Source organism: Gottschalkiaceae bacterium SANA (assembly GCA_036323355.1).
Taxonomy (GTDB): Bacteria; Bacillota; Clostridia; order Tissierellales; family GPF-1; genus GPF-1.
Map to the genome: position 1 here is coordinate 2469311 of AP028876.1, position 21046 is coordinate 2490356.

At 39.9% G+C, this 21046-nt stretch carries 35 protein-coding genes; 3 read left to right on the forward strand and 32 right to left on the reverse strand.

The window, feature by feature from the left end; all coding sequences use genetic code 11:
- The 30 genes from AC25CA_RS11865 to AC25CA_RS12010 form a co-directional block, all read right to left on the reverse strand.
- Positions 1-276: a phage head closure protein gene (locus tag AC25CA_RS11865; protein WP_486814039.1), complete on the reverse strand. Its 276-nt coding sequence runs from the start codon at positions 274-276 to the stop codon at positions 1-3.
- Positions 273-836, reverse strand: a complete 564-nt coding sequence (locus AC25CA_RS11870) for a head-tail connector protein (protein WP_486814040.1) — start codon at positions 834-836, stop codon at positions 273-275. The genes AC25CA_RS11865 and AC25CA_RS11870 overlap by 4 nt, the downstream gene beginning before the upstream one ends.
- Complete coding sequence (locus AC25CA_RS11875; RefSeq protein WP_486814041.1) at positions 836-1162, reverse strand: hypothetical protein; 327 nt, start codon at positions 1160-1162, stop codon at positions 836-838. Before AC25CA_RS11875 ends, AC25CA_RS11870 begins: the two co-directional genes overlap by 1 nt.
- 10 nt (positions 1163-1172) lie before the next feature.
- Positions 1173-2408, reverse strand: coding sequence for a phage major capsid protein (locus AC25CA_RS11880; RefSeq protein ID WP_486814042.1), 1236 nt, complete (start codon positions 2406-2408; stop codon positions 1173-1175).
- Entirely contained in the window at positions 2409-3014 is a 606-nt protein-coding gene (locus tag AC25CA_RS11885; protein ID WP_486814043.1) for an HK97 family phage prohead protease, read from the reverse strand. It abuts the gene before it with no gap.
- Positions 3007-4227, reverse strand: a complete 1221-nt coding sequence (locus AC25CA_RS11890; RefSeq protein WP_486814044.1) for a phage portal protein — start codon at positions 4225-4227, stop codon at positions 3007-3009. The genes AC25CA_RS11885 and AC25CA_RS11890 overlap by 8 nt, the downstream gene beginning before the upstream one ends.
- A gap of 7 nt (positions 4228-4234) precedes the next feature.
- Positions 4235-4420 (reverse strand): hypothetical protein, encoded by a 186-nt coding sequence (locus tag AC25CA_RS11895; protein WP_486814045.1) that lies wholly within the window; start codon positions 4418-4420, stop codon positions 4235-4237.
- A complete protein-coding gene (locus AC25CA_RS11900) occupies positions 4417-6105 on the reverse strand; it encodes a terminase large subunit (protein WP_486814046.1) in 1689 nt (562 codons plus the stop codon). The genes AC25CA_RS11895 and AC25CA_RS11900 overlap by 4 nt, the downstream gene beginning before the upstream one ends.
- Positions 6098-6592 carry a phage terminase small subunit P27 family gene (locus AC25CA_RS11905; RefSeq protein WP_486814047.1) on the reverse strand — a complete coding sequence of 165 codons (495 nt, stop codon included), beginning with the start codon at positions 6590-6592 and terminating at the stop codon, positions 6098-6100. Before AC25CA_RS11905 ends, AC25CA_RS11900 begins: the two co-directional genes overlap by 8 nt.
- A gap of 93 nt (positions 6593-6685) precedes the next feature.
- A complete protein-coding gene (locus AC25CA_RS11910) occupies positions 6686-7054 on the reverse strand; it encodes an HNH endonuclease (RefSeq protein ID WP_486814048.1) in 369 nt (122 codons plus the stop codon).
- A 222-nt stretch (positions 7055-7276) separates the two neighbouring features.
- A complete protein-coding gene (locus AC25CA_RS11915) occupies positions 7277-7828 on the reverse strand; it encodes a tyrosine-type recombinase/integrase (protein WP_486814049.1) in 552 nt (183 codons plus the stop codon).
- A gap of 103 nt (positions 7829-7931) precedes the next feature.
- Positions 7932-8642, reverse strand: a complete 711-nt coding sequence (locus AC25CA_RS11920) for a hypothetical protein (protein ID WP_486814050.1) — start codon at positions 8640-8642, stop codon at positions 7932-7934.
- Between the two features lie 78 nt (positions 8643-8720).
- The gene (locus AC25CA_RS11925) at positions 8721-9737 is read right to left on the reverse strand and encodes a hypothetical protein (RefSeq protein ID WP_486814051.1); all 1017 of its coding nucleotides are present in this window, start codon (positions 9735-9737) and stop codon (positions 8721-8723) included.
- On the reverse strand, positions 9718-10164 hold the full coding sequence (locus AC25CA_RS11930) for a hypothetical protein (RefSeq protein WP_486814052.1): 447 nt from the start codon (positions 10162-10164) through the stop codon (positions 9718-9720). The genes AC25CA_RS11925 and AC25CA_RS11930 overlap by 20 nt, the downstream gene beginning before the upstream one ends.
- A gap of 80 nt (positions 10165-10244) precedes the next feature.
- Positions 10245-10421 carry a hypothetical protein gene (locus AC25CA_RS11935; protein ID WP_486814053.1) on the reverse strand — a complete coding sequence of 59 codons (177 nt, stop codon included), beginning with the start codon at positions 10419-10421 and terminating at the stop codon, positions 10245-10247.
- A gap of 3 nt (positions 10422-10424) precedes the next feature.
- Positions 10425-10562, reverse strand: coding sequence for a hypothetical protein (locus AC25CA_RS11940; RefSeq protein WP_486814054.1), 138 nt, complete (start codon positions 10560-10562; stop codon positions 10425-10427).
- A gap of 9 nt (positions 10563-10571) precedes the next feature.
- The gene (locus AC25CA_RS11945) at positions 10572-11006 is read right to left on the reverse strand and encodes a single-stranded DNA-binding protein (protein WP_486814055.1); all 435 of its coding nucleotides are present in this window, start codon (positions 11004-11006) and stop codon (positions 10572-10574) included.
- A gap of 11 nt (positions 11007-11017) precedes the next feature.
- Positions 11018-11584 carry a DUF3850 domain-containing protein gene (locus AC25CA_RS11950; protein ID WP_486814056.1) on the reverse strand — a complete coding sequence of 189 codons (567 nt, stop codon included), beginning with the start codon at positions 11582-11584 and terminating at the stop codon, positions 11018-11020.
- Between the two features lie 11 nt (positions 11585-11595).
- Entirely contained in the window at positions 11596-11775 is a 180-nt protein-coding gene (locus AC25CA_RS11955; RefSeq protein WP_486814057.1) for a hypothetical protein, read from the reverse strand.
- Positions 11768-11953, reverse strand: coding sequence for a hypothetical protein (locus tag AC25CA_RS11960; protein WP_486814058.1), 186 nt, complete (start codon positions 11951-11953; stop codon positions 11768-11770). Before AC25CA_RS11960 ends, AC25CA_RS11955 begins: the two co-directional genes overlap by 8 nt.
- A gap of 85 nt (positions 11954-12038) precedes the next feature.
- Positions 12039-12827: an ATP-binding protein gene (locus AC25CA_RS11965; protein WP_486814059.1), complete on the reverse strand. Its 789-nt coding sequence runs from the start codon at positions 12825-12827 to the stop codon at positions 12039-12041.
- On the reverse strand, positions 12778-13734 hold the full coding sequence (locus AC25CA_RS11970; RefSeq protein ID WP_486814060.1) for a DUF4373 domain-containing protein: 957 nt from the start codon (positions 13732-13734) through the stop codon (positions 12778-12780). The genes AC25CA_RS11965 and AC25CA_RS11970 overlap by 50 nt, the downstream gene beginning before the upstream one ends.
- A gap of 4 nt (positions 13735-13738) precedes the next feature.
- Entirely contained in the window at positions 13739-14203 is a 465-nt protein-coding gene (locus tag AC25CA_RS11975; protein WP_486814061.1) for a hypothetical protein, read from the reverse strand.
- A gap of 108 nt (positions 14204-14311) precedes the next feature.
- Complete coding sequence (locus AC25CA_RS11980; RefSeq protein ID WP_486814062.1) at positions 14312-14491, reverse strand: hypothetical protein; 180 nt, start codon at positions 14489-14491, stop codon at positions 14312-14314.
- On the reverse strand, positions 14488-14844 hold the full coding sequence (locus AC25CA_RS11985; RefSeq protein ID WP_486814063.1) for a hypothetical protein: 357 nt from the start codon (positions 14842-14844) through the stop codon (positions 14488-14490). Before AC25CA_RS11985 ends, AC25CA_RS11980 begins: the two co-directional genes overlap by 4 nt.
- A gap of 12 nt (positions 14845-14856) precedes the next feature.
- A complete protein-coding gene (locus AC25CA_RS11990; protein ID WP_486814064.1) occupies positions 14857-15081 on the reverse strand; it encodes a hypothetical protein in 225 nt (74 codons plus the stop codon).
- A gap of 16 nt (positions 15082-15097) precedes the next feature.
- Positions 15098-15346 (reverse strand): hypothetical protein, encoded by a 249-nt coding sequence (locus AC25CA_RS11995; RefSeq protein ID WP_486814065.1) that lies wholly within the window; start codon positions 15344-15346, stop codon positions 15098-15100.
- A 14-nt stretch (positions 15347-15360) separates the two neighbouring features.
- Complete coding sequence (locus tag AC25CA_RS12000; RefSeq protein WP_486814066.1) at positions 15361-15885, reverse strand: helix-turn-helix domain-containing protein; 525 nt, start codon at positions 15883-15885, stop codon at positions 15361-15363.
- A gap of 70 nt (positions 15886-15955) precedes the next feature.
- Positions 15956-16144: a hypothetical protein gene (locus AC25CA_RS12005; protein ID WP_486814067.1), complete on the reverse strand. Its 189-nt coding sequence runs from the start codon at positions 16142-16144 to the stop codon at positions 15956-15958.
- A 185-nt stretch (positions 16145-16329) separates the two neighbouring features.
- Positions 16330-16563 (reverse strand): helix-turn-helix domain-containing protein, encoded by a 234-nt coding sequence (locus AC25CA_RS12010; RefSeq protein WP_486814068.1) that lies wholly within the window; start codon positions 16561-16563, stop codon positions 16330-16332.
- A gap of 143 nt (positions 16564-16706) precedes the next feature.
- Between AC25CA_RS12010 and AC25CA_RS12015 the strand changes: the two genes are divergently transcribed.
- The 3 genes from AC25CA_RS12015 (at position 16707) to AC25CA_RS12025 (ending at position 18954) form a co-directional block, all read left to right on the forward strand.
- Entirely contained in the window at positions 16707-17018 is a 312-nt protein-coding gene (locus AC25CA_RS12015; RefSeq protein ID WP_486814069.1) for a helix-turn-helix domain-containing protein, read from the forward strand.
- Between the two features lie 92 nt (positions 17019-17110).
- Positions 17111-17914, forward strand: coding sequence for a hypothetical protein (locus AC25CA_RS12020; RefSeq protein ID WP_486814070.1), 804 nt, complete (start codon positions 17111-17113; stop codon positions 17912-17914).
- Between the two features lie 68 nt (positions 17915-17982).
- A complete protein-coding gene (locus AC25CA_RS12025) occupies positions 17983-18954 on the forward strand; it encodes an ABC-three component system protein (protein ID WP_486814071.1) in 972 nt (323 codons plus the stop codon).
- Here AC25CA_RS12025 and AC25CA_RS12030 read toward each other — a convergent pair.
- Both AC25CA_RS12030 and AC25CA_RS12035 read right to left on the reverse strand, forming a co-directional pair.
- On the reverse strand, positions 18951-20705 hold the full coding sequence (locus AC25CA_RS12030) for a DUF2326 domain-containing protein (protein ID WP_486814072.1): 1755 nt from the start codon (positions 20703-20705) through the stop codon (positions 18951-18953). The two genes, AC25CA_RS12025 and AC25CA_RS12030, sit on opposite strands and share 4 nt — an antisense overlap.
- Positions 20692-20952 carry an ABC-three component system middle component 6 gene (locus tag AC25CA_RS12035; protein ID WP_486814073.1) on the reverse strand — a complete coding sequence of 87 codons (261 nt, stop codon included), beginning with the start codon at positions 20950-20952 and terminating at the stop codon, positions 20692-20694. The genes AC25CA_RS12030 and AC25CA_RS12035 overlap by 14 nt, the downstream gene beginning before the upstream one ends.
- Positions 20953-21046 lie beyond the last annotated feature (94 nt).

Sequence of the window (21046 nt, forward strand, 5' to 3'; positions counted from 1 at the left end):
CTACACTTCCTCGCATTCCAGTTTCATTTCCCTTCGCCGCCCACTCGGATCCGAAGTATCTGTAATTTCATAGGTCCTTCCATCGTGAAGAAGAAACTGTCCTGCAGCTACATCTTTCCTATGACGAATGGTGATGGTTCTCTTCTCTGCTTCCTTTTTCACATTCGCCCAAAGAGTCAACCGAGCTTCGTAAGCATTCGTGGATCCACCCACGCCATCAGAGCTACGCACACGATCCATAATTACGATGCGTTCATTTAATGCGCCTGCTCTCATACATTCACCACCCGATCTGCTGCCAGTAATGCTTTTACACCAAATGGAATCTCAAAAAGATTCACAGGAGACAAGTTCTCTCGATTCTCATAGAACTGGCCAATGACGAGAAGCAATGCCTGTGCATAAGACTCCGGAATTTTCTCATATCCCGATTCAAAGGTGATTTGAAAGCCTGATGGCTCGATCTCAAATCCTGCATACTTCCATGGGTCCTTCATAATCATCCGGCCACAAAAAGAAGCCGTATCCACATAATAATCAGCAGAAGGAATCGTAAGCTCTGTACCATCTTGAAGTTTCAACTTCACATCCACTACTGCTGCCAAAGGAGGAAATGGCAATTTCACGAATGAAGGAATGTGGTCAGAAAAGTTTCGATAGGTCTTTTTTGAATACACTCGCCCCTGGTACTGCTCGCAGATTCCTTCCGCTGCTCTGATAAACTGAGTCAATAAAACATCTTCAGACAAATCCTCCACTTCCAATCGAAGATGCTGTTTCACTAAAGCAAGTTCCACCGGCAAAGTAACGGCCGGTGTAATCAACTTGGTAGACACTATTCATCACCCTCTTGATCAGCTCCATTACCTGAAGCCTTCTCTTCTTGTTCCTGCAGATAATCAACCAAAGCTTTTTCAGCCTTGTCTTTCCCCTTGATCCGCTCACCATTGGGTAGTTCAAAGTAACCACCACCCACATGATTGAGTAAGGAATCCGGATCCTCTTCATGATCTTCTTGAGGTTCACTCTCTTCTGGCTCAAGAGAAACAGCTGCACCCACCAAAACCAACGACTCTGCAAATTCAGTCTCGAGATCATACTCTCGATTGTTTAAAAAGACACCCGCGCTAGACGCGGATGTCTTCTTCATCTTCACTCTCATCAACTTCCTCCTATCCCAGCTTAATGCGGGCAAAGGCTTCTTCCATCACCGGCTGGCCATCAGTCTCTTTACGGCCAATGAAGCCAACTTGATTGCTTTCAGCATAAAGCTCAACAAGACGCTGGATCTTCATATCCAATGCATCTGCAATCCAGTAATGGCTGAAATCACCCAAAAGACCAACATATTGAGCAGTGGTGAAGGTATTCGGTGCAAACTCTGAAGTATGATACGGCATGTTTAAAATCTTATCCGCTTCAGGCAGATTCGGATTCAAGACATACTGACCATTTCCATCTTTCAGCTGCATGATCTGAAGAACTGCATCCCGGTGGAACATCCAGCGCGCTTTTCGGCGGTACCCTTCTTTCAATGAAAGCTTGGTCGCCAATAGGCCATCATAGGTGATCGACTCAGCAGTATTACCTGCAGCAATGTCACGACCTGTTGAAATACCATTTGCACTTGGCGTAAATACTCCCAACGGCTTCCCATTTCCATCTCCAGTCAAGAATGCTTTCTCTTCAGCTACTGCGAATTTATACATCAAACGCTCTCGAATGATGTCCTCAACCGGCAAGGCTGCCATGCGGATCAAGGTGTTTGAAGCTTTGATGCGCTTTGCCAAAGCCTGTGGCTTCAACTCTCGCTTACCAAATTCCAAGGTGCCTTCGTTGCCTGTTCCCAGTTCAGTTGTCCAGTCCGCATCTGCGATATCCGTATCAAGTGTTGGAATGCCCATGCTCAAAGCAGTCGTAAGTTCAAACACTGTTGCGAATTGACGCATCCACACAGCATCCTTCAATCCCGCCAAAAGCTTTCGCATAAACTCTTGTGGGGCTGTGATGTTGCCGCCATTGATTGCAACACTCGCTTGAAGTGCTCGAGACTCTTCAGTCGTAAAAGCAGCCGTTCGGCCATCGACCAAAAACTTACCAAATGCTGAACGATATTCTGGCGTATTTGTCGGGTGAATCACACCACCACGAGTGCCTAAATCAATCTGACCCGCTTGTGGGTTTCCACTGCCTTCAATAGATTGCTCCAATGCTGACAGTTGATCATTTCGCTCTTCCGTAGCGATCTGATCATCAAACTTTCGCACATCGTCCATGTGTTTGTCCCAGATCACCTTCTCATCAGCGTTCATGCTTCGCTTTTCTTTTCCAGCCTTGTCAACCAAAGTACGGGCTTGACCAATTAGGTTCGCGCGTTGTTGCCGTAATTCTCTTACTCTTTCATTCATCTATTTTCCCTCCATCTCTAAAAGATCCAATTCCAATTTCATCAACTCAAGCTCTACAGCACTTTCACTCACGCTTGCTCGTGAATCAAAAACATCTTGTGCCGATCTTGCCGATGCAACACTCTGCGGATATGCCGGAATAGTCACCGGACAAACCTCAAATAAATCAGCTTCAAGAACCGTTCGCACCGCCATATCCGGATCCGTTTCATCCCACTCTTCCTTTGTTGCATGAAAGATAAATGAACTTCCCCGCACATCTCCGCGCTCGATCGTTTCGATATGTCTCTCTGCCCAAGAAGGTGGATCGATTTCATACCGAAGACCAACTTCATCCTCCAGCACCGACAAAGTACCAGGGGTTCTTCCTAGGACTTCTTCCATCCGATGTTGCCATGTAGCAACAACTTCTTGATTCGACAAGGATTTCTGAAAAGCACCCCTTCGAAACTGTTCTTGAAACAATCCCCAAATCGGTTTTGATCGCTGATTCCACTTCACAGCGTATCCAACAATCTTTTTCATCTTTCCTTCTTCTTCAGCTGCACGAAGTTCAACACTTGGTAAAAACACATTACTTCTTTGTTCTCGTTCCTTCCTATTCACTCTTCTCACCCCCCTGAAGAATTTCCTTCACCGGTCTCATGTTTCCATTGATGAAGTATTCATCCAATCCATCTTTCAGCTCCATGTTTTCAAGCTTCCTCACATCGTTCCCACTCATCCAACCATCGTTGATCGCAAAATGATATCCTTTGTACCGCGTATTAATGTCGCCTCGAAGAAGGCCATCCACGTTGTACTCGATTGAATACCGCTTTCTCTCAATCGATGTTAAAAGAGAACGAACCATCGACTGCTCCCATCGAACCAACCAAGGACGAATCGTGTGCTTCACAAAAGAAATGTCCTGATGCTCAATGTTTGAGAAAGTCGCTTTGTCCAAAACTCCAATCAAGTGCTGCGGTACCCGGTAGATCCTTGCGATTTCTTCAAGTTGGAACTTGCGAGTTTCAAGAAATTGCGCATCCTTCTGAGGGATCCCAATTTGCTTATAGGTTAAGCCCTCTTCTAGAATCGCAATTCGATGTGAGTTCTCAAGTCCTTGATGCATTTCATTCCATGACTCTTTTAGATTACTCTGCGCATCCTTTCCTAAAACCTTTGGATGCTCAAGCACACCTCCTGGGGTTGCATTGTTCCCAAAGAATCGGGATCCGAACTCCTCAGCTGAAAGTCCCAGGCCAATTGCTTCCCTGGCTAACCCAATTGGAGAAATCCCTTGAACCCCATCAAGTGTCAGTCCTACCAAATGAAGAACATTCGATGCAGGTAGTATCACCTGTTTCCCATTGGGAAGTGAGACCCGGTAGCGAAGCTTCCTGGTTCCTTGCTCCCGTTCTAAATTCGTTGTAGCTGGATTTAGTGGCCACAATGCTTTTGGATATCCATCATTTCCCCACTGAATCTCCGCATAAGCATTCCCCCATAAGAGAAGGTGCGCCTGCATCATCGATCGAAAGGATGTTGAAGTCATTTCAGGATTTGGCTGATCATGCAACAATCCATACAAGGGGTGATCCCTGGCCTTGGTGCGAGTGTCTTGATTCTTCTCATAGAGAAACAACGGCAAAGATGCGATTGTATCACTGATCACATTTACACAGGCAAGCACCCCCGAATAGGTCAGCGCATTCCCTTCTGTAACCACCTTGCCGGTATAGCTTTGTATGCCACCAGTCAAGAAACTCACCGTCGAATTCGATGGATTTGCAATTGAATCACCGCGCCTCTCTACAAGCTTTCCGAAAAATCCCATTTACTTATCACCTCCTCGCCAAAAGAAAACTAAACCCCATCATCAAAACACCCGCTGCAATGAATGCAGCGGGTATCGATATGAGATGGATCCCATAAATCAAAAGGCACATGCCTAGTAATAAAAACAGATCATCAAGGTGCTTTAGAAAACTCTCCCCAATCCATCTGATTCCTTTCTTCAGTTTCATCATATAAATGCAATCCCTCTCTCTGAATACACGCTTCTTGATTCATTTTCATATGGTCGAAGAATCGCGCGCACATGGCTAATCACTGCTGCAACCGCAGGATCAATTCGGTACTGTGCTTTCGACTTATCCAGTTTGATATTGCCGGCTGGGTCCGAAACAGCAACCGCATTACTCATTGCCCAGGACAATACTGGATTATTGTTGTGAATGTATTTGCCCCGAAGAACCAACTTGTACACATCCTTGGTCGGTTCAGAAAGCGTCTTATACCCTTGGCGAATCTCCACACAAAGGAAACCTTCATTGGTCAAGGTGTTGGCCATCTGCGTTGCATTCCATGGATCATAACAAATCTCTTTGATATCCCAAACCTCAGCTTTCGTCATGATGTATGAAATGATCCAATCATAATCAACCACGCCTCCAGGAGTGAAAGTCAAATACCCTTGTTTCTCCCACAAGCGATATGGTACCTTGTCACGCTTGATCTTCTCATCTACTTTGTCTTCCGGAATAAAGGAATGACTATGAACAAATACACGGCCATCCGGCAAAGAAAATTCAAAATTGATACTCGTGATATCTGTCGTTGCAGATAAATCCACCCCAACTATGCAAGGAATCTCTTCAAGCTTTAGCGCCTTTACTTCTTCCTTGGACAATGTTGGACACTTGCGCCACTTCTCCATATCCATCCAGCGCACTTCGCTATTCACCCAAACGTTCAAATGCTTACACAGAAAGTTGTTTTGCGCTGCTGGAATCTCCATGGCCTTTTTCACTTTTGCTTCCAGATCCTCAAGCTTCACAGAAACCCCAAGGTTGGGATTCGCCTTCGCCCAAGTCTCAGGATCCCGCCAATCATCTTCCGGATCCATCTGAGCGATATAAGCGAAGTAGCGATCATCTTCCATGCCAGCGGTATTCTTTAAAATCTTTGTTGAATATTCATACTGCTCATAACAGATGCCGTTGTGATTAAAGCCGGCTGTTGTGATCGGGAACATCAATGGTTGTCGCCGCGCCCCGGTTGCCGTTTCAAGAACGTCCCAAAGTTCACGCGTTTTATGGGCATGTAACTCATCGATCAATGCAAAGTAAACATTCAATCCATCCAGGCTATCCGCTTCTGAAGCCAATGGTTCAAACTTGCTAAAGGTAGCCGGCACACTCAAATTCAGCTTGTAAATATCGACCATGTCCTTCAGTTCGCTCGATGTCATTACCATCCGCTTGGCTTCTTCAAATATGATCTTCGCTTGGTCACGCTTGGTGGCAGCGGAATAAATCTCCGCTCTAGCCTCTCCATCTGCCAGCAATCCATAAAGGGCAATACCTGCAGCTAAAGTAGACTTTCCATTCTTCCTGGGTACCTGGACATAAGCCGTTCGGAAGCGGCGAACCCCATCTGACTTTCGGACCCATCCGAAGACGGATCCAACGATAAAGCACTGCCAGAGTTCCAATTCTATTGGCCGCCCTGCCCATTCACCAGTAGTGTGCTTCAAGAATGGGAAGAAATTGATCGCTCGATCCGCAAGTTCCTTATCAAACTTATAGGGATACTTTTTCCGAACCGACTTCTTCAGGTCATTCATGTGCCGCTTACAGGCCAACTTAACCAGTTCATTGGCCGGGATATTGCCGGCTAAAACTTCCCTGGCATACTTGGTTGTTCTATCCACTTCGACCACCCTTTATGAAACTAGCAAAGGGGCTCTCCATTTTTTCAGCCTGCTCCATTGACAATGAAGTTCTAGAGCTTGGAGTCAAACCAAACTCTTTGCAGAAAGTCACCATCAACTTCATCGCAGTATTCGCGATCCCAACTTCAGGACGCTGAATGATATTTCCCTTGTCTGACGTAAATGTCAGGCCTTTTTCTTTAACCAGCTTCTCAGCCTGCACCCATCGAGAAAAGTTAGCGCAGTATGCCGCCAGTGCCGCTTCGTCTGCTTTTGTTAACAATCCGACTTTGTGAAGGAGTGGGGCAATCCGCTTCCATTCCTTCTTGGCCAAGCTGTCCAAGTATGTTGGTGGCTTAACTGTTCCCTTTGCATCTAATTCATATTTCTCAAACTCCGGCTCATTTTTATTCAAGGACCTTTTGCCAGGGTTCCCCTGAAGTGATTTCAAAGCCGTTGGTTTTGGTTTTCTTCCTGGTTGTCCCAATTTGACCCCCCCTATTCTAATTCGCGGGTGTGTGAGTGAAGGGCCACCGAACGGTCCCCTTCGGAACCGTTCTAGAGATCTAACCCCCCCTACCTATCTACCGAAACCACCATCTTCGGTTGCAGTCTTCACATTATGGCATTCCTCACAGAGCGGTTGCCAGTTACTCACATCCCAGAACAAGTCTGGATCACCCTTATGAGGGATGATGTGGTCAACAACTGTCGCCTGTCGAACGATTCCTTTGGCTGCACACCGAGTACATAGTGGATTCCGTAATAAAAAAGACCTTCGCGCTTTCCGCCAACGATGATCATATCCTCGCTGACTTGCCGATGGTCTTTGTTTATCCTTTTGTCGTTTTACCTTTTTCTTTTCTGCCTTGTGCTCTTCACAATAATAGCCAGATGTGAGGTTCTTACACCCGATCTTGGCACATGGTTTCAGTGGTCTGTTTGCCATTTTCCCAAAATCACCTCCTAAATCATAGGACAGCCCGCATGACTACTAGGCTTAAAGGTGTTTTCCTAACACCCTTTTGAGTTTGTCGTATCTATGATTTTGTTAAACTCGTGAAAAAGCACTCAATCCCCGTCATATCAACGGCTTTCCTTGTATCGTAAAATCACAGTTTAACAAGCTATCCATTTTGACAAGCTCAACAGAAAAAAATATAAAAACAGGTCAAAATCGAAAGTTCTTCAACGTTCTATCGAGATAGTCCTGTTCCACTCCAATGTAATCCAAAGTTTGCACTTCACTCCTGTGTCCGTAAATCTTCATCAAGACAGGCAATGCATTCCTCTCGCCACACTGCAAATAAAAATGGTGTCCAAATGTTTTCCGCATACTATGCGTACTCAACTTGACACCATATTTCCCTCCAGCTGCATTAATAATCTGATATGCTCGTTGCCTTGTGATCGGCCGGTTGTAATTCTGCCTGGACCGAATCAAGTAATCTTCATTATCTTTATCACAAACATACAGGGCAACCTCTCGCCTCAACTCCGGATTAACGATAATCTTTCGAACGTTCCCTGTCTTCTGCTCGGTCACCATGAAATACTCTTGGTCCCTAACATCCGACACCTTCAGCTTCAGTATGTCGCTAATCCGAAGTCCGGAATAGATCCCCAGCATGAAGAGAATATAGTCCCGATCACTTTGCATCTTCAGGTATTCAGTTATGTCTTTCAGTACCCGCTTGTCACGGATTGGATTCGCTGCTGCCATTATTTCACCTCACAAAAAAGAGAACTGCTCTAGGCAATTCTCCTTAATATCACTATAACATGGGGATATGGCATTAAATGTTCCCTAATTGTTCCTTGATCAATTATACACCGTTAGCTCTTCTTATTAATTGATTACTTTTTATTTTCACAAATACAATCTTCTCTAGTTTATTAAAACTATCTCTTATTATTGAGATCTCTTTCATTAACTCATCGATCTCTTTTTCACATTCACGTCTGTCTTCATGCTCTGGACATACTTGATTTTTCATAAATATTCTACTTCGTATATTATTTGAGGAAACGGCCAATTGTTTTTCCCAATGATCATTAAACTCATCTAAGTTTTCATATATTTCAACTGCATCACTATAACATTTTTCAAATTCTTCAATCGGTATCAACTTCAAAAAATCATAGTAACCCATAATATCACTTCTAAAAGAATCCATTCTCTTAATGGACAACTCAAACATTCCCTCTGTAATCTCATCGTTATCATACACTTTTTTTATTTTATTCATCTCTTCGTATATAGCACCCGAAAGGATTTTATTCAATTTAGCTGCAGCCCTAAACTGTATAGCCAAAGCATCTATTTCTCTTTCGTACATACGCTTTTGTAGTCCGGTTGTTGTTTGCTGAACCCGTAACAATAAAAATGAAATAGCCAAGGTTATTAGAGCACTAAAAACTTCAACACCACTAGACTCTTTGAAAAAACCAAAAAAAACGATTACCTCAGAACTCATCAGTACTATCAGAGTAATAATAAATAAAGTTTCAATCAATTCAAGGATTTTCTCTTTCACAGTATCCTCCTAGGCAATTCTTATTAATAACATATTGCAATATTTTTATACTGGCTATTATTCCCTAACTGTTCGATTTTAGTTAAGTATGCTTGCTAAAAACCATGTAATTCCAATTACCGCAATAACAAGATACAGATAATTTTTCCGTCGAAACTTCATGATTTTTCTGTATTCTGTGCTAGTACTAACTTTACTACTAATTTGAATAAAATCAATTAATGTAAAAATAACAATTATTGTTACAATTATCGAACCATTCAATACTATTACGCCGCCATACGATCCGTTATTTATAAGCGTTGAAACATAATTGAAATTAATACCAAGCAAACTAAATATAGCTATAAAAACACTCATATACAAAAACAAATTGGATTCGATTTTTATAATGCGCTCTTCAATATTTTTCATTTTTTCAACAGATTCGCTAGTTTTATTTTGAGCTTGTAAAGCTTGATTTTTCAACATATCATTTTCACTTATCATTCTATTTATATGATCCAAACTATTCTTTGTCGCTATAAAAAAATAGTATTTCTCTCCAAATTCTGTTATTGACAACGAGGAAAGATTCGTTGAAGTATAACTTTCGACATCCGATGTGTCCGATATACAATCTATAATATGATGTTGATCAATAAGATTGAGGAGTTCCTCGCGAGTATAAGCTTCATATGTCTCTTCATCCAAATATTGACCGTCCATCTTCTCAACCATCATTCTGATATCCATATATTTATCTATCTTGAAATCTAAATCACGAACATTTTTTTCATTCCAATCAAAGGTCTCTTCAATATCATGTAAGTTCCTAAGTCTTATATGTCCTCTAAGAATCGCATAAAAAATAAAATTTAAGGCGTCATAATCTCCAATCCCCATCACTTTAGAAGCTCTTTTTATTGAATATCTAAGAGGTTCAGATATAATGTTCGATATATTTTCTTCAATGTTATCGATTTTGAACGAGGATATATACTTTACTAATTGCGCATCATAGTCATTATTATAAATCGCCGACAATTTATGTATTAAGTACTTACGCTCCTTTAAAAATTGATATATTTTTTCCTTATCTTTCTTCTCCATCATCTTTCCTCCATAAAATCTTCGAGTGAATTTTCCTAATATAAGAATAACTATAATTTAACTTTAATGCAATTTTTTTCAAATTATCCCCTTCGATAGCAACCATGTAAGCAATTCGGTATTCAATCCCATCCATGTTTTTGATTCGATCCACAATGGCCTTTTGACAATCTTTAACTTTATCAAGCAGTAACTTATACTTCTCAATATCTTTCTCCAATGCTTCAATCTGTGGCAATTGCTCCATCATATCCAATTTGCAATGATTCTCCTGCACCCTGGGTGCTGAGTAATCAATCCCAGAAATATCACTAATCGGCTTCAACCACCCTTCCACAATCGCATCATGCTGAGCAATAAGTGACTCAAGCCGATCCTCATAAATCTCAATTTCTCTACATAAATCCTGATAACACTTCACAAATTCCATCTTCACCTCTCCCCTCGCAAATAAAAAGACACTCCTGACGTTTTGCTCAGAAGTGTCCGCCGGCATGTCCGGTAGGACTGCTATATTTTTTCTCTCTCTTTCAAATTCAAATTATAACTCAAAGTTCCCTGATGAATACTTATCGAAATATCGAAGTGATCCAATCGCCCTTGGGCTTCGACTGTCGATAAAGTTACCCGAATATACTCAGTTAACTTTGCCTCTATTTTCTGCCTCTTATCAATCTGTCCTGGCATCTCTCACCGTCCATTTATTATTTTCTGTTTCATTTTCTCGTTCAATCGAATCAAATCATCTTGAACCAATGGGTCACTCAAATCATGCAAATCAATTATCACCAACTGCTGACAAAGAATATCTCTCAGTTCTTCTTTCATCGCCCTCTCCTAAAATGGTATTTCATCATCATTCCTGAACTCTTCAAAATCTGCCATGGGATCTGTTTCCACTTTCTGATCCGGCTCGGCCTGCTGTTTCTTTTGACTCGCCCAGTCAATAATCTCCACCCGTTCGGCCATGATCTCTGTGACATAATGACGTACTCCATCCCGATCATAAGTACCGCTTCGGAGCTTCCCTTCAATAAGAACCCGCTTCCCTTTCTTTGAGTACTTTGAAAGAAATACTGCCGGAGCTCCAATCGCCTTCACCAAGAAGAAATCCGCAGTCGGCTTTCCTTGCTGCTCTCGTTTCGCTCTCATGTCTTTTGAATATCCCCGATCCACTGCTAGCTGAGTTGTCGCCAAGGGGGTTCCATTTAGTGCTTCGTAGTCCAAACTTACATCTACTGAAAGCCGTCCCATCTCTATACATTTATTCATCTGCTCACCTCTTATGAAAAATTAGTATTCCGAAACCGCTTAACAACTGCTCCTTCAGAATCAAATACAAAAATCTTACCCAATGACAAAATCACATAATCCTCTTTGATCTTTTCTCCACCCATCGCCATTTGCATGAACGATTTTTCCCGCTCATCCCGGCCAAATATTCCAGTAATATGCGCCTCAATCTTCTCTCCTGTATGCTCGTTTTCTTCCTGAAGATATCGATTCAGAATCAATACATCTCCAACTTCAAAGAGTCGATCATCCTTGAGAAGCTCAAACAACTTTTCTCCTTTTACCATCACATCAAAGCTCTGACTCTCCATTTTCAATTCATGGACTTTATGGATTCCAATATCCAGATCTTCCTGGCTTAAAAATGCAGCTGCAAAACAATCATTGCAGATCATCCCAATTCCAATTTTCCCGACCCAATCTTTGAGTACCGGGGAATCTAATTTTAGATCATTAGGGAACAACAACGGCATCACGTTCTTCGAACCGCACCAGGGGCATTCTTCATATTCCTTTAATTTCTCAATCCATTCTGTTGCCGTAACAAATGTTTCCATCTTCGACCTCCTCATTTCATCATTTTCAGTGACTTCGGATCCATCTCCAGCATTTTCTTTGCTCCCTCGTCATAGATAATAATTTTGCCGTTATCTTCAGACTTGTACAACACCATCTCAGGACTTAATCGCATCTGGTAACTGTACAATGCCGGTGCATCAACTTCCACTTTGAATTCTACTTTATGCATATTTCTCTTCCTCCTGCTCCATTTGCCATTGAGGTCTTCGGCCGATCACAATTTCATCAATTCCAAATTCCTCAACCACTCGATCATGGCCTTCCCAATACTCAACAAAGATCCGCTTTTTCAAATGCATGTAGTACCAACCTGAAATACCTCTGCCCTTTATATAAATCTGATTCAAGCACCTCCCGCAAAATGCCTTTCCTCCGATCACAATCAAATCTGTGTTTCTCACCGATCGATTGCAAGCAGTGCAGTTGATTAATCTATTGGCCATAAAACCTGTGATCCAGCTTTGGATCCTTGAATTCAACGATGTTGCCGCGGGCATACTCAACCAATCGTCCTGTAATTGCTCGATCCATATTTCTTAATTCTTCAATCGTTTTTTCGCAGGTAACCACAATTCCCTTTTTCTTGAAATAGCGATAATCAATGATCTGAAACATAGAGTCGATATGGCTCATCAAAGGATTCTTCTGACCATTCCACTCTCGGATCGTTGTCCGGAAAATGTCGTCAATTACCAAAAGCTCAGCATCCTTGTACTGATTGATCACTTTGTACAGATCCTTTTCTTTCTTTGCATTTGCAAAGGTAGCTAGCAAATCTTGGAATGTCACATAACGCACCAACACATTCTTCTTAATCAAAGCATTTGCTATCCCGATAGATAAATGAGTTTTACCCGCGCCATTTTGCCCCATCAACATAAAATTCATATGCATGTTGTCATACTCCCCAAAGATCTCAACAAACCGTTTAGACCGACTCAATGCAACTTCCTGAACCTCATTCTTGGGGATGTAATTATCCAGGGTCCGATCCTGAAAAGCCTCTGCAATCCCTGAATCCTTCAAAGCACTGATCGCCTTCTTACGTTTCAAACACTCGCATGGCCGGCATGCTTCCCGCCCATCATCCTTGGTGATAATCTCCCAACCTGAATCATGACAAATCGAGCACTTATACTGCGTTTGTGACTTTCTTTGCATTGCACCCTGATTAGAAATTGTTCCAATCCCGCTCTGCAAGATCTGGTTCAACGCTGTCATTTACCTCACTCCTTTCATCCGACTTTCGTCCTTTTAATTTCTGGTCCTCATACTTCCCAACAACCCAGCTGAGTATCGCCCGATAATCACTGGCATATTTTTTCCCATGAGCGCCCTTGTAGTTATCAAGAGCATCAATCATCCAGTCAGTAGCAGCCTGTCCATGCTTGTCAACCAGCTTCTGGCATTCAGCTTCGGTCATCAAGACATTTTCGGCATAGGTGATTTTGGGTACCTTGGGTGCGCGATTCTTATCTCTTTTTACTTTACTATTCTTTACTTTACTTTCCTTTACTTTACTTTGTGTACTTTTGACGTCATTAAGTCGGCATTCTTCTGCGGAAACACTTCCGTTATCCTCCGATAACTCTTCATCAAGTGGGGTTTCTTCCGGATTAATTCCGGAATAACTCTCCGTTTTCGGTTCTTCAACTCGGATTTCTTCGGAATTAACCTCTTCACTCATTGGGTTTTCGTCTACTTCTTGTGGGGTTTCTTCCGTGTTATCGTCATCAAACCACCGTAATAACTTGTCATGAAGAATGTATTCGGGAACAATCTCAATTTCTTTTCGCTTCTGTGCTGCCATATAAAAGCGCTTCTGAATGCCCCTAGACGTGATAATTCCATACAGATCAAAAAGTTCCTGATTGAATAGACCAACCTCCAGACAACTAGCAAGGATCTCTTCGATCTTATCCATCTCGATCCCCGTCCGTTTCTTCATAGAAGCTAACTGGAACTTTGACCATTCAATAAAATAGCCACTCGAATATATCCTCTGCAGGAGTTTGATCCAGAGATAAAAGCCTTCAGCTTCATATAATGTCTCGATGTATTCCACCTTTTCATCTGGAAATACATCCAGACTGAAGTACTCTATGCCTAATTTAATCGGTCTCGCCATATCCTCACCCTACCTCTGTAAGTTCTTCATGATCGTCCCCAGGGAAGAATAACTCCATCCCCGACTTGTAGGTATTGTAGTACCTTCTATGGTTGATCTTCAGCTTCTTGATAACATCATTAACTTTGAATCCAAAATACTCTCTTAAGAAGTAGATCTTAAAAAACAATCGATCTTCTTCGGTTAATTCTCTGGTACCTACAATCGTTTTAAAATCCTTGGCGAACTCCCTCTGAACGTACTTTTCAAAATTGATAGGGAAGCATTTTTCCAAGTGCTTTCTGGCAATTTCAATTTCTTCATCTTTTATTTCCACTTCGTTGTACTCATGATTCTCAGCGCATACCTCACGCTCAATTTGCAACTTCTTAATTCTTTTATTCAGTGCCTGAATCTTGTCACGATACGTCTTGTAATTGGCTGCGCAATACTTTGCCCAGTCCTCTCTCAACATGTCTACATGCTTCATTTACTTTCCCCCTACGTATTCTCTATTCACTTACACAAACGAATCTGATATAATCAAATAGAGATATTTTTAGTCGAATACTCGTTGGATCCGCATTCCCGTGCGGGTCTATTTTTTTTGGAAACAATTGATCGGGCATACCGTATCCCTTCTAATTCTCTTTCCAGTCCGCTTACATTTTTGAAAATCTTGCACCATACCGTCAGATCGTTTCACGCGATCTAAATAGCAATGTTCGCATCGTTTCATACCTACTTCACAATATTCATTTGCTGAATTTTTCATCATTCGCCTCCTAGCGCTTGCAATGCCAACTGGATCCGTAGGTCTACACCCTCAGGGATAGTCTGTATATAAGCCAAATCGATCTGCTCGAGCGTTTGTGCCGAGAAGCTGACACTTTCCCTTAGGACTCGATTCTCCGTCCTCAGATTCTCAATAACAACCGATTGGAAGGCATTGCTATCATCAAGTATTGCCACTGACTCCTGGTACTCTCCGATCAGGTTATGCTGCATAACCCCAATCATGACCAACATGATGATCAAGATCACCAAGCAAGGAACAATCATTTGATCAATTTTCATTTGTTCTTTGATCTTTGGCCGTTCTACCTTTCTTTCATTCAACTTGTCATTCATTTTCCTCTCCTTTCACATCGCCTTTCCTTTGCGTTTGTATTCATCAAACTTTCGCGTTTTTCTCAAGTGATACACTTTCGAAAGAATCGTAGCATGAGTGCGACCCAGTGCTAATGCCAAATCAGCTCCCTTTGTGTTTTCATACATTAAGCATAAATACATAAGATCTTCTTCACTCCAGACCTTCTGATGCATATCATGTACTTCTGGATCATATGGTGCTCTGTACTTATTCACCGACGTCTACCTCCTCTCAAGCTGGGTCACTTTCAAAGATAATATCTCCTGCGCCCTCTCCAATTTCCCCATCTAGACCACCTACAAATTCCTGAAATTTATTCGGGTAAATATAATAACTGAAGCTCGAAGATCCCGGCATCTTCCATGCCACACCAAATGGCAACAACCCTCTTCGCAAACCGATACGAACAAACATTTCCGATTTCCCCATAATATCTGCTGCTTTCTTAATTGTGATTAGTCTCGGTGCTTGATTACTCATTTTCATTCCTCCTATCATACTTTTTTGTAATAACCTTTCAAATTCATCTTTAACACCAACCGGTGTTCCAGCTCTCGAAGATCCAATCCAAATACCTCGGACATTTCAATCAAATGCATTTGAATTGCCGGCAAAACATCAACAATCTGTTCTTCGTGTTTCATTATCATTTGCCATTCTTGTTCGGTAAACTCCCGCCGATCTCGCTTATTCAAAACCATCTTTCGAAGCTTCTCAATATTCGATATCAACTCTGCAGCTTCCTCGATCAGTACACTCATACCGACGATTTTATGATCATCCACCTTGTTTAGCACTGGCACATTAAAGAAGCTGGTCTTATACTCGAAGCAATACGCTGCAAGTAATCGATCACTCTCCAGTACCCGCGTCATCCTAAAGGCATTATCTGATGGAACATCCCGTCCGGATTCATAATCCGATACGGTAGATTGGGTAACACCTATTCGTCTAGCCAATTCAGTTTGACTCATTCCATTTTTCTTTCTCTGCATCAATAATTCATTTGAAAACGACACATAATCACCTCCACATATATTTATTCATCCGATAGAGTACCGGTGAATTATCATTCGCTTTCCCTTACAATTAAACTAGAAACGCTTCACAAACCTCTCCCAAGGTTCTATGTAGAAGCATTCTCCCCTCGCGGACCAGTTCATCCATGTCATGTCCTTGATGGACAAGTGCCGCGATCTCTCTTGATATCTCCCTAGCATTACGTTGCATTTCATCTGTGATCAGATTCGCCCTCTGATCAATCACTTTCAATAGCATTACTCACCTCACATTTACGGTCATGCAAATGGCCGTCATTTCTCTGTTGTCTCTCGATCATCCAAACTACCACAGGATTCAGAACCAATCCGCAGCGAATGCAACGGGTGTCTCTATCATGGATCTCACAGTGACAGCGGGGACATTCTTTTTGTTCTTGAGATATTGCATCGATACGACTGAAATTAGCCATTATCCTTGTCTCCTTCTAACGAAGAATCCACAGATTGTAGAAAAATCTGATCAGGAGTCGTATCAAATACTTCTGCAATCTGCACCGCCATTTCATACCTTAAGCGAATCGTCCCATTTGTTAAGGCAGAAATATACTGTTTGCTTTTCCCAATTTTTATAGCAAGCTCCGACATTGTTATTTTGTTTTCCTTGCATAATCTTCTAATATCTGAACCGTAAGTCAACGAAATCACCTCCCTAGTCTCCATTTCATAGACTTCTTAATATGAATATAGTCCATATTTTGTGAACTGTCAATACATTTCATAGACTTTTTGGAAAGTCTACGATTTTTTGACTATAATAAGAAAAGGACGAGGTGATACATATGGAGTTTCATGAAAGATTAAAACGAGAAAGAAAAAGAAGTGGATTGACGCAGAGCGAATTAGGTGAGAAATTCAATCTTTCAAAGCAAGCTATTTCTACCTATGAAAGTGGGGCTCGAATTCCGAATGCAGATTTATTAAAAGCTTTCGCTCATTTTTTTGATGTTTCAGTAGATTTCCTTCTTTGCGAAACAAATGTGAGGCACCAGCACGATGTACTAGCCTTCCATACTACTGAGGATCTAACTGAAGAGGAAATTGATGAAGTAAAAAAATACATAGAGTTTTTGAAAACCAAACGAGACGACTAAGAGCACAGGGGAACCTGTGCTCTTTTAATGTAAACAAAAATATCAGTCAGTTTCACTATAATTAGAGAAACGTTTAGAGGAGGAATAAAAATATGGTTTCAAGACAAGAGCTAAAAAACGAAGTTAAAAGACTTCATGTCGAGGGAAGAGCTTTGCTTTACTTCGAAACTTTTAAAAAAAACAATATTACTATTGATCAGGTTAAGCAATTGGATTGTCTAAAGGAATTTAAAGAGTTAGCTCAAAACAAAGCTGATTTACGAGAAGAATACCAAGCTTGGTATTTCAAAAGTTTGCGTTTGGTGAAACAACTTGCACCTAATAGACTAGATGAATTTCAATGTTTATATATGCAAAAAAAAGAACCCAAAGAGTATAATTTCTCGACATATTCTATCTCAGACTACATGAGGGGTCTATCAATCAAAAGAGGATCTGAAACTATTGTGGATTCTTTTGCTGCATTTTCATCAAAGTTCAAGGTTCAATTAGGTATCATTAAAGCAATTCATTCGAGCTTTGACAGCCTGATCATTGATATTGAAGCTATCATTCAAAGCTCGTTTTTCGACTCTGAAATAAAAATAGCAGAAGATTTTTTTAAGAAAAAACATCTTCGAGCCAGCGGTGCAATATGTGGTGTTGTACTGGAAAAGCATTTCACATCAGTCTGCAAGAATCATGAAATAGGATTTCGAAAGAAGAATCCAACTATTGCTGACTACAACGATGCATTAAAAAAGAACAACGTAATGAGTACATCACAATGGCGGTTAGTACAAAGACTCGGAGATATAAGAAATTCATGTGTTCATTCGAAAGGTGAAGAACCAAAAATTGATGAAATTGAAGATCTGATTAGAGGGTGTAAAAAGCTCATCTCAGAATTGTATTAACAAAGATTATAGCAAAGTTCATCTAAGTACTGCTCACGCAACTTATCGCACATACTAAGGAGACCGAAATGTCGTATATGCTAAAACACTTAGCAACAATATATTTCAGAGATATGATACATTCAAAAGATGGCGACTCATTTCAAAGTCTAGTGAATCAGCTCATGACTATGAAACATAATTCTAAATTTACTCCCATAAAACCTTCTGGAAGATATGGCGATAAGAAAAATGATGGCTATTTATCCGGGAATGGTTTATATTTTCAAGTTTACGGGCCAGAGGATTTGAGAAAAAAGGCTACTACCAATTATGCAGCAAAGAAATTTGATGAAGATTTCAACACTTTACTTGAACATATAGATGCAGGTATATGGGGAGATATCAGTGAATTTCATTACATCATTAATGATAAATTCACTGGTATACCAGCACCAGTCGCGAGCAAAAAAGAAGAACTCAAAAAAAAATATCCTTCAATAGGAATTGAGATCATTGGTTCTCTTCAACTACAATGTTACTTTTCAGACCTCGATCTCACAAAACAACAAATAATCTTAGGGCAACCGCTTATTCTCGATGATAATGGGATTCAATTTGTAGAGGCTAATGCATTAACAAAAACAATAAATGCTATTATGAACCATGAGAGTTGTGAAGAAGATACCCCGCCAGCAACTACATTGGCAAAAGTGAAGGAGAAAATCCAATTCAATAACTTATCTGAAAAAATTGCTTCTGTTATCAATCTTCGACTTTACGAACTTAGTTTAGTTGAAAGTCTTATTTCAGTATCAGTACCAAACACCGAAGCTGTGCTTTCAAATCATTTCAAAAAACTATATGCTCACGCAAAACAAATTGCAGAAAATGAAGATCAAATGTTCCTGTTCATCGAAAACGAAACTATAGAACTTGTATTGAAAGAAAATCAAAATGGGGCAACTAGAAAAGCTGTTCGTGCTGCAGTTCAAAGCTTAATGTCTCTTTTCTTTGAGTGTTGTGATATATTTGAAAAACCTCCAGCTGAAGAGCATTAACTCTCTTTTTGCTTGGAGGTCTTTTTTTTCAGTACTTCTTTTTTAATGTTATACTTAGCGCCTAATAATTTCCCTTCATCGCCTTTGTCATTAAGCCTTAATACAATTTTATCGTCACTTACAACATGTAATTCTTCTTGTTCTAAATTCATTTTTATTGCATTCAGATCGTCATGATTGATAGCAAAAATATATTGAAAGTCAAGTTCTTTACATAAGTCCTCAATAAGCAGTAAAGCATTCGCACATTGTCGTTTATCCATTTCTAAAAAAATATAATTATCATGTACTAAGAATTTGATCTTATGCTTTCCTAACGTCATTAACATCAAATCAAAAATTAGAATCTTAGCTTTACTTATACCTCCTGCTTGATCTGATTCGATTTCCGGAATATATTTGTATCTCGTAAGATTCCTTCCTTCATCGACTATAATATTCAAACTTGCACTAGCTTCTGGGTAAATTGATTTAGAATATTTGATAAAGCATCGTTCAATTTCTTGTTTCCATTTTAGATTTTTGTTCAAAACTTCACGTGCCGTAGTATTATCAGTTTGCATGTCTGTTTCTATCTGTGACATCGAGTTTTCATAAGATCTCAATAATTCTGACTTGCTTTGAATGCTATTAATTTGTTCCTTAATACTAACAATCTTATGCATCATCGACTCATATTCTTTGAAACTTATAGAACCGGATAACTTTTTATAACTTTCATCAATACCACTTTGTGCTACTTCAATTTCTTTGTTCAACTTACTAATTTTTTTATTAAGATATACCTTTTGCTCAACCAATCTAATTTGACGATTTTGTGTCAATATTTTATGAAATCCTGATACCTCATCTATATTCTTCTTAATACTATCACCAAATATCAATCCTACATCCTCATAAAAAGAGTGTACCTCCTCAGAAGAAATTTCTGACTTCAGTTTAGAATCAGCTTCAACGCGAGATTTCATTGTTTCTTTAACCACTCGTTCGCTAATTAGGTCATTCAACTTTATTCTAAATTGTTCATACTCTTTTTTTATATCGTCATAGTCTTTAGCTAACTTATATGTCCTAAGCTTTGCCTCTAATTCTTCTAATTCTAATTCCAGATTAATGACCGCTGAATCCATTTCAGTTGAAGACCTTATATTTTTTTTGAAGTCATCTGTTTCACTAATTGTTTTTCGTGTTGTATCAATTTTCGAATACTTGGTTCGCAATTCAATTTTATTAAGTGCAAGTGCATGATTCAAATTTAATAAATACGCTGTCATAACTTGAGTCGATTTAACGTTTTCATTGCCAACAGCAGGCGGCTCTTTAGAATAATCAAGTGCCTCCGCCTTAAAAAACCTATCCATCAATGACCGAAAGGTTAAAAAATTTATTTTTGAATCAATCGAAGTAATTTCTGCAAGCAAGAAATTTGTGTACTTTTTAACACCCATCTCTTCGCCGTTCAAAACCACAAAGTTTTCAACACTATCAGTTGAGCGAGATACTGTGTATTTTGTATTGCCAATTCTGAAATCCAAATAAAAAATCCAACCTTCTAAAACCTCTAAAGACTTATCACTCGATCCCAAACAAAAATCAATAATTTTTAGGGATAATGATTTACCTACACCATTGTATGATTTATTCCTATCTTTAGTATCAGTTTTTTCAGCATAGATAATCGAAATTCCTGATTCGTTGAATGTAAAATCCTTAAATTTTGAATCATTTGCATATAATCTAATTAGTTTCAATCGACAACACCCCTTTTGAATTGATCTCTATGCTCTCCAACATATATAAAAAATCAATTGCAAGAATAAAATAATCAAAACTACAATGATATTTAACACGTCCCGTTTTCACAAAACTACGATTATACTCAGCCCAACATTTTTCAACAGTCAATGATTCACAAGATAAAATGCGTAATATAACACCTGAAATTCCGTAAATCGACTTGCTTAATTGTACATGTTTTGATGGGATAATTTTATACATAGTAAACCTCTCTATTTAAAAGTGTAAAAAAATATGGGAATTTCTAATAAAAATAAAGTTTAGTAACACATAGTTTATCGAGCTTATATTTATT

What these genes read in the sequence shown, in the direction of transcription:
- AC25CA_RS12020 (WP_486814070.1), top strand. Translation starts at nt 17,111, where the DNA reads ATGGTTTCAAGACAAGAGCTAAAAAACGAAGTTAAAAGACTTCATGTC.
- AC25CA_RS11980 (WP_486814062.1), bottom strand. Translation starts at nt 14,491, where the DNA reads ATGATGAAAAATTCAGCAAATGAATATTGTGAAGTAGGTATGAAACGA.
- AC25CA_RS11930 (WP_486814052.1), bottom strand. Translation starts at nt 10,164, where the DNA reads ATGGAATTTGTGAAGTGTTATCAGGATTTATGTAGAGAAATTGAGATT.
- AC25CA_RS11995 (WP_486814065.1), bottom strand. Translation starts at nt 15,346, where the DNA reads ATGAGTAATCAAGCACCGAGACTAATCACAATTAAGAAAGCAGCAGAT.
- AC25CA_RS11965 (WP_486814059.1), bottom strand. Translation starts at nt 12,827, where the DNA reads ATGACAGCGTTGAACCAGATCTTGCAGAGCGGGATTGGAACAATTTCT.
- AC25CA_RS11865 (WP_486814039.1), bottom strand. Translation starts at nt 276, where the DNA reads ATGAGAGCAGGCGCATTAAATGAACGCATCGTAATTATGGATCGTGTG.
- AC25CA_RS11975 (WP_486814061.1), bottom strand. Translation starts at nt 14,203, where the DNA reads ATGAAGCATGTAGACATGTTGAGAGAGGACTGGGCAAAGTATTGCGCA.
- AC25CA_RS11950 (WP_486814056.1), bottom strand. Translation starts at nt 11,584, where the DNA reads ATGGAAACATTTGTTACGGCAACAGAATGGATTGAGAAATTAAAGGAA.
- AC25CA_RS12005 (WP_486814067.1), bottom strand. Translation starts at nt 16,144, where the DNA reads ATGCTATTGAAAGTGATTGATCAGAGGGCGAATCTGATCACAGATGAA.
- AC25CA_RS12025 (WP_486814071.1), top strand. Translation starts at nt 17,983, where the DNA reads ATGTCGTATATGCTAAAACACTTAGCAACAATATATTTCAGAGATATG.
- AC25CA_RS11970 (WP_486814060.1), bottom strand. Translation starts at nt 13,734, where the DNA reads ATGGCGAGACCGATTAAATTAGGCATAGAGTACTTCAGTCTGGATGTA.
- AC25CA_RS11875 (WP_486814041.1), bottom strand. Translation starts at nt 1,162, where the DNA reads ATGAGAGTGAAGATGAAGAAGACATCCGCGTCTAGCGCGGGTGTCTTT.
- AC25CA_RS11910 (WP_486814048.1), bottom strand. Translation starts at nt 7,054, where the DNA reads ATGGCAAACAGACCACTGAAACCATGTGCCAAGATCGGGTGTAAGAAC.
- AC25CA_RS12015 (WP_486814069.1), top strand. Translation starts at nt 16,707, where the DNA reads ATGGAGTTTCATGAAAGATTAAAACGAGAAAGAAAAAGAAGTGGATTG.
- AC25CA_RS11880 (WP_486814042.1), bottom strand. Translation starts at nt 2,408, where the DNA reads ATGAATGAAAGAGTAAGAGAATTACGGCAACAACGCGCGAACCTAATT.
- AC25CA_RS11955 (WP_486814057.1), bottom strand. Translation starts at nt 11,775, where the DNA reads ATGCATAAAGTAGAATTCAAAGTGGAAGTTGATGCACCGGCATTGTAC.
- AC25CA_RS11890 (WP_486814044.1), bottom strand. Translation starts at nt 4,227, where the DNA reads ATGGGATTTTTCGGAAAGCTTGTAGAGAGGCGCGGTGATTCAATTGCA.
- AC25CA_RS11895 (WP_486814045.1), bottom strand. Translation starts at nt 4,420, where the DNA reads ATGATGAAACTGAAGAAAGGAATCAGATGGATTGGGGAGAGTTTTCTA.
- AC25CA_RS11945 (WP_486814055.1), bottom strand. Translation starts at nt 11,006, where the DNA reads ATGAATAAATGTATAGAGATGGGACGGCTTTCAGTAGATGTAAGTTTG.
- AC25CA_RS11940 (WP_486814054.1), bottom strand. Translation starts at nt 10,562, where the DNA reads ATGAAAGAAGAACTGAGAGATATTCTTTGTCAGCAGTTGGTGATAATT.
- AC25CA_RS11915 (WP_486814049.1), bottom strand. Translation starts at nt 7,828, where the DNA reads ATGGCAGCAGCGAATCCAATCCGTGACAAGCGGGTACTGAAAGACATA.
- AC25CA_RS11985 (WP_486814063.1), bottom strand. Translation starts at nt 14,844, where the DNA reads ATGAATGACAAGTTGAATGAAAGAAAGGTAGAACGGCCAAAGATCAAA.
- AC25CA_RS12035 (WP_486814073.1), bottom strand. Translation starts at nt 20,952, where the DNA reads ATGTATAAAATTATCCCATCAAAACATGTACAATTAAGCAAGTCGATT.
- AC25CA_RS11925 (WP_486814051.1), bottom strand. Translation starts at nt 9,737, where the DNA reads ATGATGGAGAAGAAAGATAAGGAAAAAATATATCAATTTTTAAAGGAG.
- AC25CA_RS11935 (WP_486814053.1), bottom strand. Translation starts at nt 10,421, where the DNA reads ATGCCAGGACAGATTGATAAGAGGCAGAAAATAGAGGCAAAGTTAACT.